We start from the raw sequence: 16,600 nt of genomic DNA on the forward strand, positions 1-16,600 counted from the left end.
GGCGGAGACGAGCGGTCAGACGGTGTGGACGATGAGCACGTCGCACGCCGACTTGCGGGCGACGTCGGCGGGCACCGAGCCGAGCAGACGACCGGCGATCGAGTTGAGTCCCTTGTTGCCGACCACCAGCAGGTCGGCCTTGGTGTCACCGACGAGCTGCAGGAGAGCGTCGACCGGGGCGCCCTTCACCGGGCGGGTGGAGATGTTCGCGGTGGACGCGCCGGCCTTGACCGCGCGCTCGCGTGCGGTCCGCAGGATCTCCTCGGTGGGTGAGCTGCCGTGCACCTGGTAGGCATCGTCCTTGAGGACGTCGGACATCGTGTTGACGTCCTTGCTCTCGTGCGGGAAGAAGGCGCACGCGATGACCAGCTTGGCCCGGTCTCCAGCGATGCCGCCCGCACGCTCGACCGCCTTCATCGACGACTCCGATCCGTCCGTCCCGACGACAACTGTCTGGTACGCGCTCATCCATTCCTCCGTCTGTTTCCATCGGTGACCTGTGCACCGAGGCGGTTCCGCCGACGCGCAACACGTCGGCGATCACCGGCTTCGATATCCGGACAATAGTTGCACGACAGACCCTCTGTCGGTCATTCGTGGGTATCACCACATCGAGTCATCGTGCGTAGTCGACATCACCCGTGACCGGCTCGGACCCGCCGGCTCCGACTCGCGGCCGCGACGGTCAGCGGATGCCGGCGGCGTCCATGCCGCGCAACTCCTTCTTCAGGTCGGAGATCTCGTCGCGCAACCTGCCGGCGAGCTCGAACTGCAGATCCCGGGCGGCGTTCATCATCTGCGCGGTGAGCGACGCGATGAGATCTGCGAGCTCTGCCCGCGGCATGGCCGACACGTCTCGCTTCTCGATGACCCCGGCGCTGATCGACTTGCTGACCTCGCCCTGTGCGCGGCGACCGCGGCTGGCGTTACGGCCCGAGCCGCCGATCTCCACCGCGTCCTCGGCCTCGGCGTAGACCTGGTCGAGGATGTCGGCGATCTTCTTGCGCAGCGGCTGCGGATCGACACCGGCGGCCTTGTTGTAGGCGACCTGCTTCTCGCGACGACGGTCGGTCTCGTCGATCGCGTTGCGCATCGAGTCGGTGATCTTGTCGGCGTACATGTGCACCTCGCCCGAGACGTTGCGGGCCGCGCGCCCGATCGTCTGGATGAGGCTGGTGGTGCTGCGGAGGAAACCCTCCTTGTCGGCGTCGAGGATCGCGACCAGCGAGACCTCGGGCAGGTCCAGTCCCTCACGGAGCAGGTTGATGCCGACCAGCACGTCGTAGTCACCGCCGCGGAGTTGTCTCAGCAGCTCGACCCGGCGCAACGTGTCGACCTCGGAGTGGAGGTATCGCACGCGGATACCCATCTCGAGCAGGTAGTCGGTGAGGTCCTCAGCCATCTTCTTGGTCAGCGTGGTCACCAGGACGCGTTCGTCGCGTTCGGTCCGGAGATTGATCTCGTGGACCAGGTCGTCGATCTGACCCTTCGTGGGCTTGACCACCACCTGGGGATCGACCAGACCGGTCGGTCGGATCACCTGCTCCACGAACTCGCCGTTCGACTGGCCCAGCTCGTACGGCCCCGGGGTCGCCGACAGGTAGACCGTCTGGCCGATCCGGTCGACGAATTCATCCCACGTGAGCGGCCGGTTGTCGACCGCCGACGGCAGACGGAACCCGAAGTCGACGAGGTTGCGCTTGCGCGACATGTCGCCCTCGTACATGCCGCCGATCTGCGGGACGGTGACGTGTGATTCGTCGATGACCAGGAGGAAGTCATCGGGGAAATAGTCGATGAGCGTGGCCGGCGCGGTGCCCGGACCGCGGCCGTCGATGTGCCGGGAGTAGTTCTCGATGCCCGAGCAGAAGCCGACCTGACGCATCATCTCCAGGTCGTAGGTGGTGCGCATGCGCAGGCGCTGCGCCTCGAGCAGCTTACCCTTGCCCTCGAGGTCGGCCAGGCGTTCCTCCAGCTCGGCCTCGATGCTCGCCATCGCGCGTTCCATGCGCTCGGGACCCGCCACGTAATGGGTGGCCGGGAAGATACGCAGCGTGTCGACGCGGCGGACCACGTCACCGGTGAGCGGGTGCAGGTAGTACAGGGCCTCCACCTCGTCGCCGAAGAACTCGATGCGGACGGCCAACTCCTCGTAGGAGGGGATGATCTCGACGGTGTCGCCGCGGACACGGAAGGTGCCGCGGGTGAAGCTCATGTCGTTGCGGCTGTACTGCACGTCGACGAGCAGGCGCAGCAGGGCGTCGCGGTCGACCTGCTGGCCGACGTCGAGGTGGATCGAGCGGTCCATGTAGGACTGCGGGGTACCGAGACCGTAGATGCACGAGACCGAGGCCACCACCACGACGTCTCGGCGCGACAGCAGGCTCGAGGTCGCCGAGTGCCGCAACCGCTCGACGTCGTCGTTGATCGACGAGTCCTTCTCGATGTAGGTGTCGGTCTGGGCGATGTAGGCCTCGGGCTGGTAGTAGTCGTAATACGAGACGAAGTACTCGACGGCGTTGTTGGGCAACATGTCTCGCAGTTCGTTGGCCAGCTGGGCAGCCAGTGTCTTGTTCGGCGCCATCACCAGGGTGGGACGCTGCACCTTCTCGATGAGCCAGGCCGTGGTCGCCGACTTTCCGGTACCGGTGGCCCCGAGCAGGACGATGTCCTTCTCCCCGGCGTTGATGCGCTGTTCCAGCGCCGCGATCGCCGCGGGTTGGTCACCTGCGGGTGAGTGTTCGCTGACCACCTCGAAGGCGGCCTCGGACCGTTCGATGTCGCCGACGGGTCGATGCTCGGAGTGGGCGACGATGGGGTGTTCTGCCGCGAAAGCCATGTCCTCCAGAGTAGGCGCGGGGTACGACACCCGCGCCGATCGTCCCGGGCTCCGATAACCTCCCGTCCCATGGACGGCTCGGGGTCGACGGGGGTGCACCCACCCAAACGCGAGGTGTTCGACGTGCCCGCCATGACCAACACCGACAACAAAGGCGTCGTGCGCCCGGTGCGGACGTACACCGAGACGTCGTTCGGTCTGTACATGTCACGTACCGCCGACCATCCGCGGTTCCACCACCTCGAGTCGTGGCTGTTGCCCGATCTGGGGCTACGGGCCAGCATCTTCCACTTCGTGGCCGGTCACCGGACCGGGCAACGCCTCTACCTCGATGTCGGCCGCTTCTCCGGCCCCGACGTCGAGGGGCGGTGGCACGCCGAGGACTGGTATCTCGACCTCGTGGACGTACCCGGTACACCTCTGGAGCTCATCGATGTCGACGAACTCGTGGAGGCCCACGCCGCCGGCCTGCTGTCGGCGACCGAGACGGTGCGCGCGGTCGAGATCGCGGCGGCCGCACTGGTGGGCTGCGCCGAACGGGACCACGATGTGGACAGATGGTTGGCCGACCGCGGCGCACCGCTGCGATGGCCCGACGGTCCCGACGGTCAGCCGGGGGCCTCGGAGTCGGAGATCACGCGAGGGTAGACCTCGTCGAACCACGGTTCCTTCGCCTCGACGTACGCGACGGCGTCGCCCTGCGCCGTCGCCTCGGCCGACCGTTTGACCGCGAGGTACTCCGCCCGCAGATCCGGATCGGCGATCAGACGATCGCGGAACGCGACGGCGAACCGCGCGTTGGGCGCGCCGTCCACACGGACGTGGACGTGCGCGGGCCGACCGGGATCGGCGGCGGCGTGCAGGGCCTTCGCCCACGCCTGCCCGTCGTCGGCGCGGGGCTCGGCGGTGGCAGGCTTGATCCGGTCGCCGTCGATCCCCTCGACGCGCGGGAAGCCGCCGTCGGTCAATGGTTGTCGCAGCGCCTCGAAGGCCTCGACATCGGCGACGGTCACCTGCAGGTCGATCACGTCCTTCGCGTCGAGGCCGGGGACGGCCGTCGAGCCGACGTGTTCCACGCGTACCGCCTTGTCGCCGCACACCGCCTGCAGTCGCTGGACGAGCCTGCGGCCCTGCCGGGACCAGGTCGGGTCCGCCGGAACCAGCACCGTGCGCGCGCGCTCGGCACGCGACCCCGACCGGACGTTGGCCTCGTAGGGCACCAACCGCTCGTCCCAGAGTCGTGCGGCCGCGTCGGCCAGCGCCTGCGCGGTGCCACTGTTGTCGAGCCAGACGTCGGCCACCTCACGGCGCTGTTCGACCGAGGCCTGGGAGCGGATGCGGGCGCGGGCGTCGTCGGCGTCCATCCCGCGCAGCTCGGTGAGGCGCTGAACCCGGAGTTCTTCGTCGGCGTGGACGATGACGACGAGATGGAAGAACGGGGCCATCGAACCCTCGACGAGCAGCGGGACGTCCTGCACCACCACGGCGTCGGTAGGGGCGGCCTGCAGCATCTCCCAGGTCCGTGCACCCACCAGCGGGTGCACTATCGCGTTGAGGCGCTTGCGTTGCTCCTCGTCGACGAAGGCCTTCGCCGCGAGCGCCGGCCGGTCGAGGTCGCCATCGGCGGTGAGGATGTCGTCGCCGAACGCCTCGACCAGCGCGGCGAGGCCGTCGCTGCCCTTCGCGACCACCTCACGGGCGATGACGTCGGCGTCGATGAGGTAGGCGCCGCGGTCGGTGAAGGTACGTGCCACGGTCGATTTGCCGGCGCCGATGCCACCGGTGAGGCCCACTCTGATCACGGCGCCCAGTCTGTCACCAGGCGCCCCGACAGCTCTATCGGGGAACGACACCCAACAGATACGACAGCTGGGTGGCGAGCGGGTTGAGGTTGAGCTTGTCGGGATCCTTCTTCGGGTTCCGATCCCAGGGCTGCGTGGTGTTCGGGTCGGCGTACTTCGCGTTCTGGGCGCCACGGACCACGGTCGGGTTGCCCTGGGGCACCGCGCACCGCGCGTCGGTGTTGAACGCGAAGTCGTCGTAGTTGATGTCGAAGTCCGGGTTCTTGCGTTTTTGCTCGGCGATGATCGCGTCGGTGCCCTCGTAACCCACCGTGCAGTTGGGCGGATTGTTGGTCTCCAATACGGCGCCGAATCGGATGGTCCCGTCGCCGGGGGCCGTGGAGTAACTACCACTCGAGAGCGATGACAGCATCCCGATCGCCGGTCCGACCAACGGGAACGTGCCCTTGATGTTGCGGACATCGGCGGCGAGATTGCGCAGCACCGAGGTGAGGTCGCCGCCGCTGCGTTCGAGGAGCGCGGAGATCTGCGTGGCACTTGTCTGCCCGGTCGTCAGCAGACGCCGCAGATCCGGGTCACTCGTCGCCAGCTGCGCCGTGATGGAGTTCAGGTTCTTCGACCAATCGAGGATCGCGTCGGACTGATCGGCCTGCGTCGACAACACGGTGTCGCTGTTACGGATCAACGAGATTGTCTGCGGCAGGTTGTCGTTGCCCGACTTCGACAGGTTCGCCAACGAGTCGACCAGCACCCGCAGGTTCTCGCCGTTGCCGTTGAACGCCTTGCCCAGCTCGGTGATGACGGTGTTCAGATCGCCCAGCGGGACCGACGCGGTGAAGTCGACCGCCGAGGAGATCACGTCCTGCACCGGCGTCGGGATGGTCGTGTCGGAGATGACCGACCCGTCCTTCAGGTACGGGCCGCCGACACTCGACGGCCGCAGGTCGACATACTGCTCACCGATCGCCGACCGATTGGCCACCACCGCCTGCGCCGTCGCCGGCACCTTCGGTCCACCCGAATCGAGCTGCAGGTTCACCCGAACCCCGTCGGGACGCAGCTGCAACGTGCCCACACGACCGACCGGGACACCCTGATAGGTCACCTCGGCGTTGGTGAAGATGCCACCGGAGTCCCGGAAATCCGCGGACACGGTGTAGATCCCGACTCCGACGAGGTTGTCGATGCGGGCGTATTTCACCGCGAGGACGACACCGAAGAGGGTGGCCACGACCACCAGCACGATGATCTGCCGTACCTGGAACCGACTCACCATGTTCACGGCGTCGCCACCTCACCCTCTCGACGGTCGCCTGCCGGGAGTCGTGAGATCACCACTTCACGCGTGCGCCGAGAGGAACACTCTCACACCGGATCTGACGATTTCAACGCTCGATGGCACGGTTCGCGGTGTCCGAACAGTCGCGTTCGACACCTCGATCCACCGGTGTGGTCCAGGTCACCCGGATGGGGTCACTGTTCGAACCAGTGGTGATCGACATTGCCCATCACAGACCACGAGGACGCCGAGACGAGCGTGGGCCCCTCCTCACGATGAGGAGGGGCCCACGGCCGGAACTACGTGCGGGGAGATGTCAGGCGTTGCCGGACAGCTTCTCGCGCAGCGCTGCGAGCTGCTCGTCGCTGGCGAGCGAGCCACCCCGTGCCGGTGCGGCTGCACCGGTCGAGGAGGAACCACCCTCCGACGGGGCGGCCGAGGCCGACTCCGACGAGTAATCGGTCGGGGCGTTGGCCGCCTCTTCCGCTGCCTTCGCGAACTTCTCGATCTGGGCGGTGTGCATCTTGTGACGACGCTCGGCCTCGGCGTACCGCTGCTCCCAGGCCTCACGCTGCTTCTCGAAGCCCTCGAGCCACTCGTTCGTGTCGGGGTCGAAGCCCTCGGGGAAGATGTAGTTCCCCTGCTCGTCGTAGCTGTCGGCCATGCCGTACTTCGAGGGGTCGAACTCCTCGGTGTAGTCCTCGTTGGCCTGCTTGAGGCTCAGCGAGATGCGACGACGCTCGAGGTCGATGTCGATGACCTTGACCATCGCGTCGTCGTTGACCGCGACGACCTGATCCGGCACCTCGACGTGGCGCTCGGCCAGCTCCGAGATGTGCACGAGGCCCTCGATGCCCTCTTCCACGCGGACGAATGCACCGAACGGCACCAGCTTGGTGACCTTGCCGGGCACGATCTGACCGATCGCGTGTGTGCGGGCGAACTGACGCCACGGGTCTTCCTGAGTCGCCTTGAGCGACAACGACACACGCTCGCGGTCGAGATCGACGTCGAGCACCTCGACGGTGACCTCGTCGCCGACGGCGACGACCTCGGACGGGTGATCGATGTGCTTCCAGGACAGCTCGGAGACGTGCACGAGACCGTCGACGCCGCCGAGGTCGACGAACGCACCGAAGTTGACGATCGACGACACGACGCCCTTGCGGACCTGCCCCTTGGCCAGCTGGTGCAGGAACTCGCTGCGGACCTCGGACTGGGTCTGCTCGAGCCATGCGCGGCGCGACAGGACCACGTTGTTGCGGTTCTTGTCGAGCTCGATGATCTTGGCCTCGATCTCCTTGCCGATGTACGGCTGCAGATCGCGCACGCGACGCATCTCCACCAGCGATGCCGGGAGGAAGCCACGCAGACCGATGTCGAGGATGAGACCACCCTTGACGACCTCGATGACGGTGCCCTTGACGGCCTCGTCCTTCTCCTTGAGCTCCTCGATCGTTCCCCAGGCACGCTCGTACTGCGCGCGCTTCTTGGAGAGGATCAGCCGACCTTCCTTGTCCTCCTTGGTGAGGACGAGGGCTTCGACCGCATCGCCGACGTTGACGACCTCGTTGGGGTCGACGTCGTGCTTGATGGACAGCTCACGCGAGGGGATGACGCCCTCGGTCTTGTACCCGATGTCTAGCAGGACCTCGTCGCGGTCGACCTTGACGATGGTGCCCTCGACGATGTCGCCATCGTTGAAGTACTTGATCGTGGCGTCGATTGCGGCGAGGAAATCCTCGGCAGTGCCAATGTCGTTGATGGCAACTTGCGGCGAGATGATGGTGGACGGCATATGTTGGGTTGCTCCGGACAGTGTCGTAGTAGGGGTGATCGTGCGGGTTGTGGTCCGATGAGGACATGACTTCCCACGCGGGCGTGGGCACGCGCGTGTCTGAGGCTACGCCAGGCGCTGTGTCCTGGGCAAATGGCCTCGACCGCCCCTCGGTGCGCCCTCAACCGACCCCGCCTCGCCGAATTGTGTGGGAGCACAGGTGAACAGGCCGACGACGCGCCTGCGTCCCGACTCGGCCACCAGCGAGGACGCCAATCGCCGCTGGTGGGATTCCGACGCCGCGGCCTACCACGCCGAGCACGGCCGTTTCCTGGGCGCCGACTCCCCCGACGGCGAGTTCGTGTGGTGCCCCGAGGGCCTGCACGAGGGTGACGCGAGACTGCTCGGCGACGTGGTCGGACGCGACATCCTCGAGGTCGGTTGCGGGTCGGCGCCGTGCGCCCGTTGGCTGGCGGGGCGCGGGGCCCGGGTGGTCGGTCTGGACGTCTCGGCGGCGATGCTGCGCAGCGGCGCATCCTCCGCGGGGGCAACGGCGGCTCCGGCGCTGGTGCAGGCGGGCGCGGAAAACCTCCCCTTTGCCGACGCGTCCTTCGACATCGCCTGCTCTGCGTTCGGCGCGGTGCCCTTCGTGGCCGACTCCGCGCGGGTGATGGCCGAGGTGGCCAGGGTCCTGCGGCCCGGCGGGCGGTGGGTGTTCGCCGTCAACCATCCGGTGCGGTGGATCTTCCCGGACGACCCCGGGCCGGCCGGCCTCACCGTCTCCATCCCCTACTTCGACCGTTCCCCGTACGTGGAGGTCGACGACGACGGCACCGTCACCTACGTCGAACACCACCGCACCATCGGTGACCGGGTCCGCGAGATCCGGTCGGCCGGACTCGTGCTCGACGACATCGTGGAACCGGAGTGGCCGGATTGGCTCGACCAGGAGTGGGGACAGTGGAGTCCACTGCGCGGTCAGTACTTCCCGGGCACGGCGATCTTCGTCTGCACCGCGCCGGCCTGACACGCGAGATGGTGGCCGAGGTGGCGTCCACCACGTAGCCGATCGCCGACCACCCTCGACGCCGCGGGATCGAGCGCCGCACCGAACAATGGCGTCATGGCGCATTCGATCGAACTGCTCATGGACCCCCGGACCGACGAGGCCGTGCGCCGCGTCTGGTCGGCACTGATCGACGCAGACCTACCGAGCCAGGGACACCACCGGTCGAGCTCGAACCGACCGCACATCACGATGATCGCCGCCGATCTCATCGACCCCGGTGTGGACCGGGCTCTCGCGTCCCTCGGCGACCGCCTGCCTCTCGCCGTGGACCTCGGCGGCACAGTGGTGTTCCGTGGTGGCCGGTCGACCGTCGCCCGTCTGGTGGTGGCGACTCGGGATCTCCTGGCGTTGCACCGGGACGTCGTCGCGATCACCACGGACTTCGTGGAGGGCCAGATGTTCGCACACTGCGAACCCGACCACTGGACGCCCCATGTCACCGTCGCCCGAAGGGTGCGCGACGACCAGGTCGGCAGGTGCATCGCGGTGGCCGACGACGCCTCACGCTCGGTCCCGTGGACCCCGATCATCACCGGGATACGTCGGTGGGACGGTGACGCGCGGGAGAGCGTGGACCTGGTCAACGTCTCGTGAGCGGTACCCAGACGCCGAGAGATGCGTGTCGCTGAGAATGTCCGCGCGCCGCCGGAGGTGACGACAGCCGACTCAGTGCGCCGCCTCATCCCATGACAGACCGAATCCGACCGAGACATCGAGCGGGACCGACAGTTCGATGGCCCCACCCATCTGGGTGCGCACCATTGCCTCGAGTGCCTCGTGCTCGCCCTCGGCCACCTCGAACACCAATTCGTCGTGTACCTGCAACAACATTCGCGAGTTCATGTCGGCATCGCGCAGCGCCTGCTGCACATTGATCATGGCCACCTTGATGATGTCGGCGGCCGTCCCCTGGATCGGGGCGTTGAGCGCAGCACGCTCGGCGACGTCACGGCGTTGCCGGTTGTCGCTGTTGAGATCGGGGAGGTAGCGCCGGCGCCCGAACAGAGTGGAGGTGTACTCGTTGCGGCGGGCCTCCTCCACGGTCTCGTGCAGGTAGTCGCGCACGCCGCCGAACCGTGAGAAGTAGGCCTCCATCTGTTCCTTGGCCTCGGTGGTGGTGATCTTCAGCTGCGCCGAGAGCCCGAAAGCGCTGAGGCCGTACGCAAGTCCGTACGACATGGCCTTCACACGACGGCGCATGTCGGGCGTCACCTCGTCGATCGGGACACCGAACGCCCGCGACCCCACGAAACTGTGCAGGTCCTCGCCGGTGTTGAACGCCTCGATGAGACCGGCGTCGGCGGACAGGTGCGCCATGATGCGCATCTCGATCTGGCTGTAGTCGGCGGTCATCAGCGACTCGAATCGCCGACCGGGGGCCTCACCGACCACGAATCCCTTCCGGATGTCGCGGCCCGCGTCGGTCCGCACCGGGATGTTCTGCAGGTTCGGTTCGGTCGACGACAACCGACCGGTCGCGGCGATCGTCTGATTGAACGTCGTGTGGATCCGGCCGTCGTCGGAGACCGATTTCAACAACCCGTCGACGGTGACTTTCAGTCGTGTCGCGTCACGGTGTTCGAGGAGGTGGGCGAGAAAGGGGTGCTCGGTCTTGTCGAACAGCGTCTGCAACGCGTCGGCGTCGGTGGTGTACCCGGTCTTGGTCCGTTTGGTCTTGGGCATCTCGAGCTTGTCGAACAGCACGGCCTGCAACTGTTTCGGAGAGCCGAGGTTGATCTGCTCCCCGATGACCTCGTACGCCTGATCCGCGGCGGAGCGGATCCGGTCGGCGAACCGCGACTCGAGGTCGCCGAGATGACCGGAGTCCACGGCGATGCCCGCGGCTTCGATGTCGGCCAGCACCACCAGCAGCGGCAGCTCCATCTCGGTGAGCAGGGCGAGGGAATCGATGTCGGCGAGTTCGCCGTCGAGGGTGGCCGCCAACTCGTGCACCGCCTGCGCGGCGATCATCTCCTGCTGGGCGCGACGGGAGTCGTCGGCGCCCTCCTCGTCGAGCAGGGACATCTGTCCCTCGTCGGCGACGTCGTCGGCGCGCAGTTCCCGCCGCAGGTACCGCAGGGCGAGATCGTCGAGGTTGAACGAGCGCTGCCCCGGGCGCACCAGGTAGGCGGCCAGCGAGGTGTCGCTGGTGATCCCGGCGATCGCCCACCCGCGTCCGCGCAGGGCATGGATCGCCCACTTCGCCTCGTGGATCGCCTTGGCACACGTCGGGTCGGCCAGCCACTCGGCGAGCGCTGCCTCGTCATCGGCATCGGCGATCGCGGTGTCGAGCCAGGCGGCCTCGCCGTCCTGCGCGGCGAATGCGATCCCGTCGGTGTCGGAGCCGTGGACGCGGGCGGGACCGACCACCGACAGGGCGGTGCGACCGGTGCGGGCGTGGGCGTCGAGCCACTCCCGTACGGTCCCGGCGGCCAGTATCTGTCCGCGGACCTCGAACCCGGCCTCGGCCTCCGGCTCGACCGAGCTCAGGGTGGTGAAGATGCGGTCACGGAGGACGCGGAACTCGAGATCGTCGAACAACTGATGGATGCGCTCGCGATCCCAGGGCTGCAGAGCCAGATCCTCGGGCGCGGTGGGCAGTTCCATGTCGCGCACCAGCTCGGTCAGACGCCGGTTCATCAGGACCGAGGCGAGATGCTCGCGCAGGGCGTCGCCCACCTTGCCCTTCACCGCGTCGACGTTGTGCACCAGGGCCTCGAGCGATCCGTACTCCCGGATCCACTTGGCGGCGGTCTTCTCCCCCACACCGGGTATACCGGGCAGGTTGTCGCTCGGATCGCCGCGCAGCGCAGCGTAATCCGGGTACTGGGCAGGGGTGAGGCCGTACTTCTTGTCGACCTCCTCGGGGGTGAACCTGGTCAGCTCCGACACCCCACGCTTGGGATAGAGAACGGTGGTGTGGTCGTCGACGAGTTGCAGCGAATCCCGGTCACCGGTGACGACGAGCACGCGGAAATCCAGTGCGCGGGCCTGCGTGGTGAGGGTCGCGATGATGTCATCGGCCTCGTAACCCTCGATGGCCATCACCGGGATGCCCATCGCTGCGAGGACGTCCTTGGTGAGATCGACCTGACCGTTGAACTCGTCGGGCGACTTGCTGCGCTGCGCCTTGTACTCGGGGTACATGTCCGCCCGGAACGTCTGTCGGGACACGTCGAACGCGGCGGCGATGTGCGAGGGCTGCTCGTCGCGCAGCAGGTTGATCAGCATGGAGGTGAACCCGTAGACGGCGTTGGTCGTCTGACCCGACGCGGTCTTGAAGTTCTCCGCCGGCAGGGCGAAGAACGCCCGATAGGCCAGGGAATGGCCGTCGAGCAGCATGAGGGTCGGCGATCCGGTGGTGCTGGTCTTGCCGGTCTTGGCTGCGGTGGTTCCGGTAGGGCTCACACCGAACCACTCTAGAGAGCCGGTCGGACACACCGCGACGACCTGCGACATGTCGACCGGGAATGCGCTTCACACGGCCGGGTGTCCATTCGGGCACTAGAGTCCCAACTCACGGTGACGAACGCGGCGCCCGGGGCGCATCGCGCCGACGATGAACATCTGTGGAGGTGGACGGCCCCATGCACGGCACAGTTTCGCGGGAACCCGCGAGGCCGCGACATCGTCGGGGGAACGCGGTGATCCGATGGTGCGCAACGCTCCTGGTGACGGCGTTCGCGTCGATGATCCTGGCCTCGACCCTCGCGTCGACGGCGTCGGCCGCCCCCGGCGACGTACGCATCTTCGGCAACCTCCGCAACGGGACCGAGCGCGTGGCCGACGTGACGGTCACCGCCAAGGACACCGGGGGTGCGACGGTGGGGACCGCGAAGTCGAGCGCCACCGGCGCCTGGTCGATCAGCCTGCCGCCGGGGAACTACACCGTCTCCATCGACGAGTCGACGCTGCCCAAGGGCATCTCGGTGCAGGAGAAGACCCGGTCGATCCCCGTGGTGTTGACCGCGGGTACCGACCGGCCGGTCATCTTCTCCTTCGGCGCCGAACGGACCTCCACCGAGGTCTCGGCGGTGTCGAAGCTGACGCGACTGGCCATCGACGGTCTGCGGTTCGGTCTCATCATCGCCATCACCGGTGTCGGACTGAGCCTCATCTTCGGGACGACCGGTCTCACCAACTTCGCCCACGGGGAGCTGGTGACCCTCGGCGCGGTCATCGCCTGGGCCATCAACGTGAAGCTGGGCCTCAACCTCATCCTCGCGACCGTCATCGCGGTGGTGATCGGTGCGGGTATCGGCGTCGCCAACGAGCTGGGCATCTGGCGCCTGCTGCGGCGCCGACGATCGGGGTTGGTCGCGCAGCTCGTCGTCTCGATCGGGTTGTCGCTCGTCGCCCGCTACCTGATCCTCATCTTCTTCTCCGACCGGTCGGAACCCTTCGCCGACTACCAGGTCCAGACCCAGATCGGTTCGGGTGCCTTCGCCATCACCCCGGTCAACCTGTTCTGCATCATCGTCAGTCTCGTGGTGCTCGTCGCCGTGGCCACGATGTTGCAGCGCACGAGAATCGGCAAGGCGATGCGCGCGGTGGCCGACAACCGTGACCTCGCGGCGTCGTCGGGTATCGACGTCGATCGCGTGATCCTGTTCGTCTGGGCGCTCGCGGGCGCCCTGGCCACGCTCGGCGGCGTGCTGTTCGCCCTGTCGGAGCTGTCGGGCCGGGTCCAGTGGGAGATGGGGTTCAAGCTGTTGCTGCTCATGTTCGCCGGCATCACCCTCGGCGGTCTCGGAACCGCGTACGGCGCACTCCTCGGCTGTGTGATCGTCGGTCTGCTGGTCCAGCTCTCGACCTACTGGGTCAACCCCGACCTGAAATACATCGGCGGTCTGGTCGTCCTGATCGTCATCCTCGCCATACGACCCCAGGGCATCCTCGGATCCCGCGCACGGATCGGCTGACCGGCATGGATCTCATCGCAGCACTGCAGACCTCACTGGCCCAGTTGGTGGGTCCTTCGGCGATCTTCTACGCCCTGCTGGCCATCGGCCTCAACCTGCACTTCGGGTACACCGGCCTGCTGAACTTCGGGCAGATCGGGTTCGCCCTGCTCGGCGGGTACGGCGTGGGCATCATGTCGGTCAAATACGACCTCCCGTTGTGGGCCGGAGCGATCATCGGGGTCGTCGCGGCCGGCCTTCTCGCGCTGGTCCTCGGGTTGCCGACACTCCGGTTGCGCGCGGACTATCTCGCGATCGTCACCATCGCCGCCTCGGAGATCTTGCGGCTCATCTTCCGATCGACCTCCACCGACAGCGTCACCGGCTCCACCAACGGTCTCTTCGGCTACGCCGGCGGTTTCTACTCGCTGAGTCCGTTCGACAACGGCAAGCAGTACTCGTTCTTCGGCATCAAGTTCCAGGGCAGCGACCTGTGGTCGATGGTCATCGGCTGGATCGTGGTCGCAGTGCTGTGCCTGTTCGTCTTCCTGCTCGTCCGCAGCCCCTGGGGACGGGTGCTCAAAGCGGTCCGCGAGGACGAGGACGCGGCACGATCGGTCGGCAAGAACGCCTACTTCTACAAGATGCAGGCTCTCGTGCTCGGCGGATGCATCGGCGGTCTCGCCGGGGTGTTCAACGCCCTGCAGACCCAGTCGATCAACCCCGACTTCTACTCCACCGCGCAGACCTTCTTCGCCTATGGCGCACTGATCCTGGGCGGGGCGGCGACGGTGTTCGGTCCGGTGCTCGGCGCCATGCTCTTCTGGTTCCTGCTCTCCATCCCCGATGTGCTGCTGCGCCAGGCGACATCGGGCGACAACCCGATCCTCGACCTGAGCCAGCAGCAGGTCGGCGCGATCCGCTACGTCCTGCTCGGTCTGGCCATCGCGCTGATGATGGTGTTCCGACCACAGGGCATCCTCGGCAACAAGCGGGAGGTCCAGCTCGATGCCAAGTGACACCACACCGAAGACGCCGACGGCGCCCGTCGCGACGAGCCGGCTCACCGCGCTCTCGGCCGAGGAACGGGCACAGATCTTCTCGGCCGTCGACCCGAGCCCGGGCAGCGCCAAACCCGACGCGATCATCACCGTCGACGGCATCACCCGGAAGTTCGGCGGACTCACCGCGGTCGACGTCGCCCACCTCGAGATCCAGCGCGGCGCCATCACCGGGCTCATCGGGCCGAACGGCGCGGGCAAGACCACGTTCTTCAACCTCATCACCGGGTTCGACAAACCCAACACCGGCACCTGGTCGCTCAACGGTGACCCGCTCGGAAAGCTGGTCCCCCACCAGGTCTCGCGTCGCGGCATGGTCCGCACGTTCCAGCTGACCCGCGCACTCGCGAAGTTGTCGGTGCTCGACAACGTGCGCCTCGGCGGCCGCCACCAGCGCGGCGAGCACTTTCTCGCCGCGCTCGCGCCGTGGACGTGGCGCAAACAAGAAGAGGAGATCACCGAACGGGCACACGCCCTGCTGCGTCGATTCCGCCTCGAGGAGAAGGCCGACGACTATGCCGGGTCGCTCTCCGGCGGGCAGCGCAAACTCCTCGAGATGGCACGGGCTCTCATGTGTGACCCCGAGGTGGTGATGCTCGACGAGCCGATGGCCGGCGTCAATCCCGCACTGACACAGAGCCTTCTCGAGCACATCAAGTCGCTGCGCGAGGACGGGATGACCGTGGTGTTCGTCGAACACGACATGGACGTGATCCGCGACATCAGCGACTGGGTGGTGGTGATGGCGCAGGGCACGGTGATCGCCGAGTCCCTCCCCGACCGGCTCGGCGACAACGAGGCGGTGGTCGACGCGTATCTCGGTGGCCACCACGATCAGGCGCTCGAGTTCGACACCGACGGCAACCCGGTCGGCGAGACCGCGGTGCTCGCCCACGAGGTCGACGAGGCCATCGAGGAGACCCTGCAGGCCGGTGGCGACCTGTCCGATCCCCCGCCCGGCATCGCCACACCGCGACACTCCCCCACATCCCGACCCACCGACGAGGACAAGCCATGAGCGAGCCCGACGGCATCGAGACCGCCGGCGGAGAGGCCGGACTGACCCCCGCCCAGCTGGCCGCGACCCCCGCCGAACACCAGCGGCGCGCCGGCAACGCGCTCATCCGCGCCGACGACATCACCGCCGGATACCTGCCGGGCATCGACATCCTCTCCGACTGCAACTTCTACCTGGACGACGGCGAGATCGTCGGGATCATCGGCCCGAACGGCGCAGGCAAGTCGACCCTGCTCAAGGCCCTGTTCGGTCTGATCCCGATCCGTAACGGCTCGGTGCGACTGCGCGACAAGAACATCACCTCGGCCAAGGCGCACACGCTGGTGCAGGCCGGTGTGGGGTATGTCCCGCAGACCCAGAACGTGTTCCCCGCCTTGACCATCGAGGAGAACCTCGAGATGGGGATCTACCTGCGGCCGAAGAAGTTCGCCGAACGGTTCGAGGTGGTGGCCGACCTGTTCCCGCTGCTGTCGGAGCGCCGCAAGGTCAAGGCCGGCTCACTGTCGGGAGGCGAGCGTCAGATGGTCGCCATGGGCCGTGCGCTGATGATGGAACCGTCGGTGCTGCTGCTCGACGAGCCGTCGGCGGGATTGTCACCCATGTTCCAGGACCAGGTGTTCATCCGGTGCAAGGCGATCAACGCCACCGGCGTCTCGATCATCCTGGTGGAGCAGAACGCCCGCCGATGCCTGCAGATCTGCGATCGCGGCTACGTGCTCGACCAGGGCCGCAACGCCTACACCGACACCGGGGAGAAGCTGCGCAACGACCCGAAGATCATCGAACTGTATCTGGGGACGCTGGCGGGTAGCTCCGAGAAGTAGTCGGCGGCAGCCTGTTCGGACCCCGGACCG

Annotated in this window: 13 protein-coding genes; 7 read left to right on the forward strand and 6 right to left on the reverse strand. The window is 67.1% G+C overall.

The genetic code is table 11. From position 1 onward, the window contains the following. Positions 1-15: 15 nt before the first annotated feature. Both ACLBW1_RS20470 and uvrB read right to left on the reverse strand, forming a co-directional pair. A complete protein-coding gene (locus ACLBW1_RS20470) occupies positions 16-468 on the reverse strand; it encodes a universal stress protein (RefSeq protein WP_447813663.1) in 453 nt (150 codons plus the stop codon). A 217-nt stretch (positions 469-685) separates the two neighbouring features. Next, entirely contained in the window at positions 686-2,839 is a 2,154-nt protein-coding gene (uvrB, locus tag ACLBW1_RS20475; RefSeq protein ID WP_447813664.1) for an excinuclease ABC subunit UvrB, read from the reverse strand. Positions 2,840-2,908: 69 nt separating this feature from the next. Here uvrB and ACLBW1_RS20480 point away from each other — a divergent pair, with 69 nt between their 5' ends. After that, entirely contained in the window at positions 2,909-3,487 is a 579-nt protein-coding gene (locus ACLBW1_RS20480; RefSeq protein ID WP_447813665.1) for a DUF402 domain-containing protein, read from the forward strand. Here the strand turns inward: ACLBW1_RS20480 and coaE are convergent. The 3 genes from coaE to rpsA all read right to left on the reverse strand — a co-directional run bounded on the left by coaE (position 3,448) and on the right by rpsA (position 7,718). Then, on the reverse strand, positions 3,448-4,641 hold the full coding sequence (gene coaE / locus ACLBW1_RS20485) for a dephospho-CoA kinase (RefSeq protein ID WP_447813666.1): 1,194 nt from the start codon (positions 4,639-4,641) through the stop codon (positions 3,448-3,450). The two genes, ACLBW1_RS20480 and coaE, sit on opposite strands and share 40 nt — an antisense overlap. A 34-nt stretch (positions 4,642-4,675) precedes the next feature. Next, positions 4,676-5,917 (reverse strand): MCE family protein, encoded by a 1,242-nt coding sequence (locus ACLBW1_RS20490; protein WP_447813729.1) that lies wholly within the window; start codon positions 5,915-5,917, stop codon positions 4,676-4,678. Between the two features lie 319 nt (positions 5,918-6,236). Beyond that, positions 6,237-7,718 (reverse strand): 30S ribosomal protein S1, encoded by a 1,482-nt coding sequence (gene rpsA / locus ACLBW1_RS20495; protein WP_447813667.1) that lies wholly within the window; start codon positions 7,716-7,718, stop codon positions 6,237-6,239. 199 nt (positions 7,719-7,917) lie between these two features. Between rpsA and ACLBW1_RS20500 the strand changes: the two genes are divergently transcribed. Both ACLBW1_RS20500 and ACLBW1_RS20505 read left to right on the forward strand, forming a co-directional pair. Next, positions 7,918-8,724 carry a class I SAM-dependent methyltransferase gene (locus ACLBW1_RS20500; protein ID WP_447813668.1) on the forward strand — a complete coding sequence of 269 codons (807 nt, stop codon included), beginning with the start codon at positions 7,918-7,920 and terminating at the stop codon, positions 8,722-8,724. Between the two features lie 96 nt (positions 8,725-8,820). Next, positions 8,821-9,360, forward strand: coding sequence for a 2'-5' RNA ligase family protein (locus ACLBW1_RS20505; RefSeq protein ID WP_447813669.1), 540 nt, complete (start codon positions 8,821-8,823; stop codon positions 9,358-9,360). 72 nt (positions 9,361-9,432) lie between these two features. Here ACLBW1_RS20505 and polA read toward each other — a convergent pair whose 3' ends face one another. Beyond that, positions 9,433-12,108, reverse strand: a complete 2,676-nt coding sequence (polA, locus tag ACLBW1_RS20510) for a DNA polymerase I (protein ID WP_447813730.1) — start codon at positions 12,106-12,108, stop codon at positions 9,433-9,435. Positions 12,109-12,455: 347 nt separating this feature from the next. Between polA and ACLBW1_RS20515 the strand changes: the two genes are divergently transcribed. From ACLBW1_RS20515 to ACLBW1_RS20530, 4 genes are read left to right on the forward strand one after another with little or no spacing between them, the layout of a single operon-like run. Next, positions 12,456-13,688 (forward strand): ABC transporter permease subunit, encoded by a 1,233-nt coding sequence (locus ACLBW1_RS20515; RefSeq protein WP_447813731.1) that lies wholly within the window; start codon positions 12,456-12,458, stop codon positions 13,686-13,688. Between the two features lie 5 nt (positions 13,689-13,693). After that, positions 13,694-14,686 (forward strand): branched-chain amino acid ABC transporter permease, encoded by a 993-nt coding sequence (locus tag ACLBW1_RS20520; protein ID WP_447813670.1) that lies wholly within the window; start codon positions 13,694-13,696, stop codon positions 14,684-14,686. Then, positions 14,676-15,746, forward strand: coding sequence for an ABC transporter ATP-binding protein (locus ACLBW1_RS20525; protein WP_447813671.1), 1,071 nt, complete (start codon positions 14,676-14,678; stop codon positions 15,744-15,746). The genes ACLBW1_RS20520 and ACLBW1_RS20525 overlap by 11 nt, the downstream gene beginning before the upstream one ends. Then, entirely contained in the window at positions 15,743-16,570 is an 828-nt protein-coding gene (locus tag ACLBW1_RS20530) for an ABC transporter ATP-binding protein (RefSeq protein WP_447813672.1), read from the forward strand. The genes ACLBW1_RS20525 and ACLBW1_RS20530 overlap by 4 nt, the downstream gene beginning before the upstream one ends. The last annotated feature ends 30 nt before the right edge of the window (positions 16,571-16,600 follow it).

It is taken from the genome of Williamsia sp. M5A3_1d, assembly GCF_053345315.1.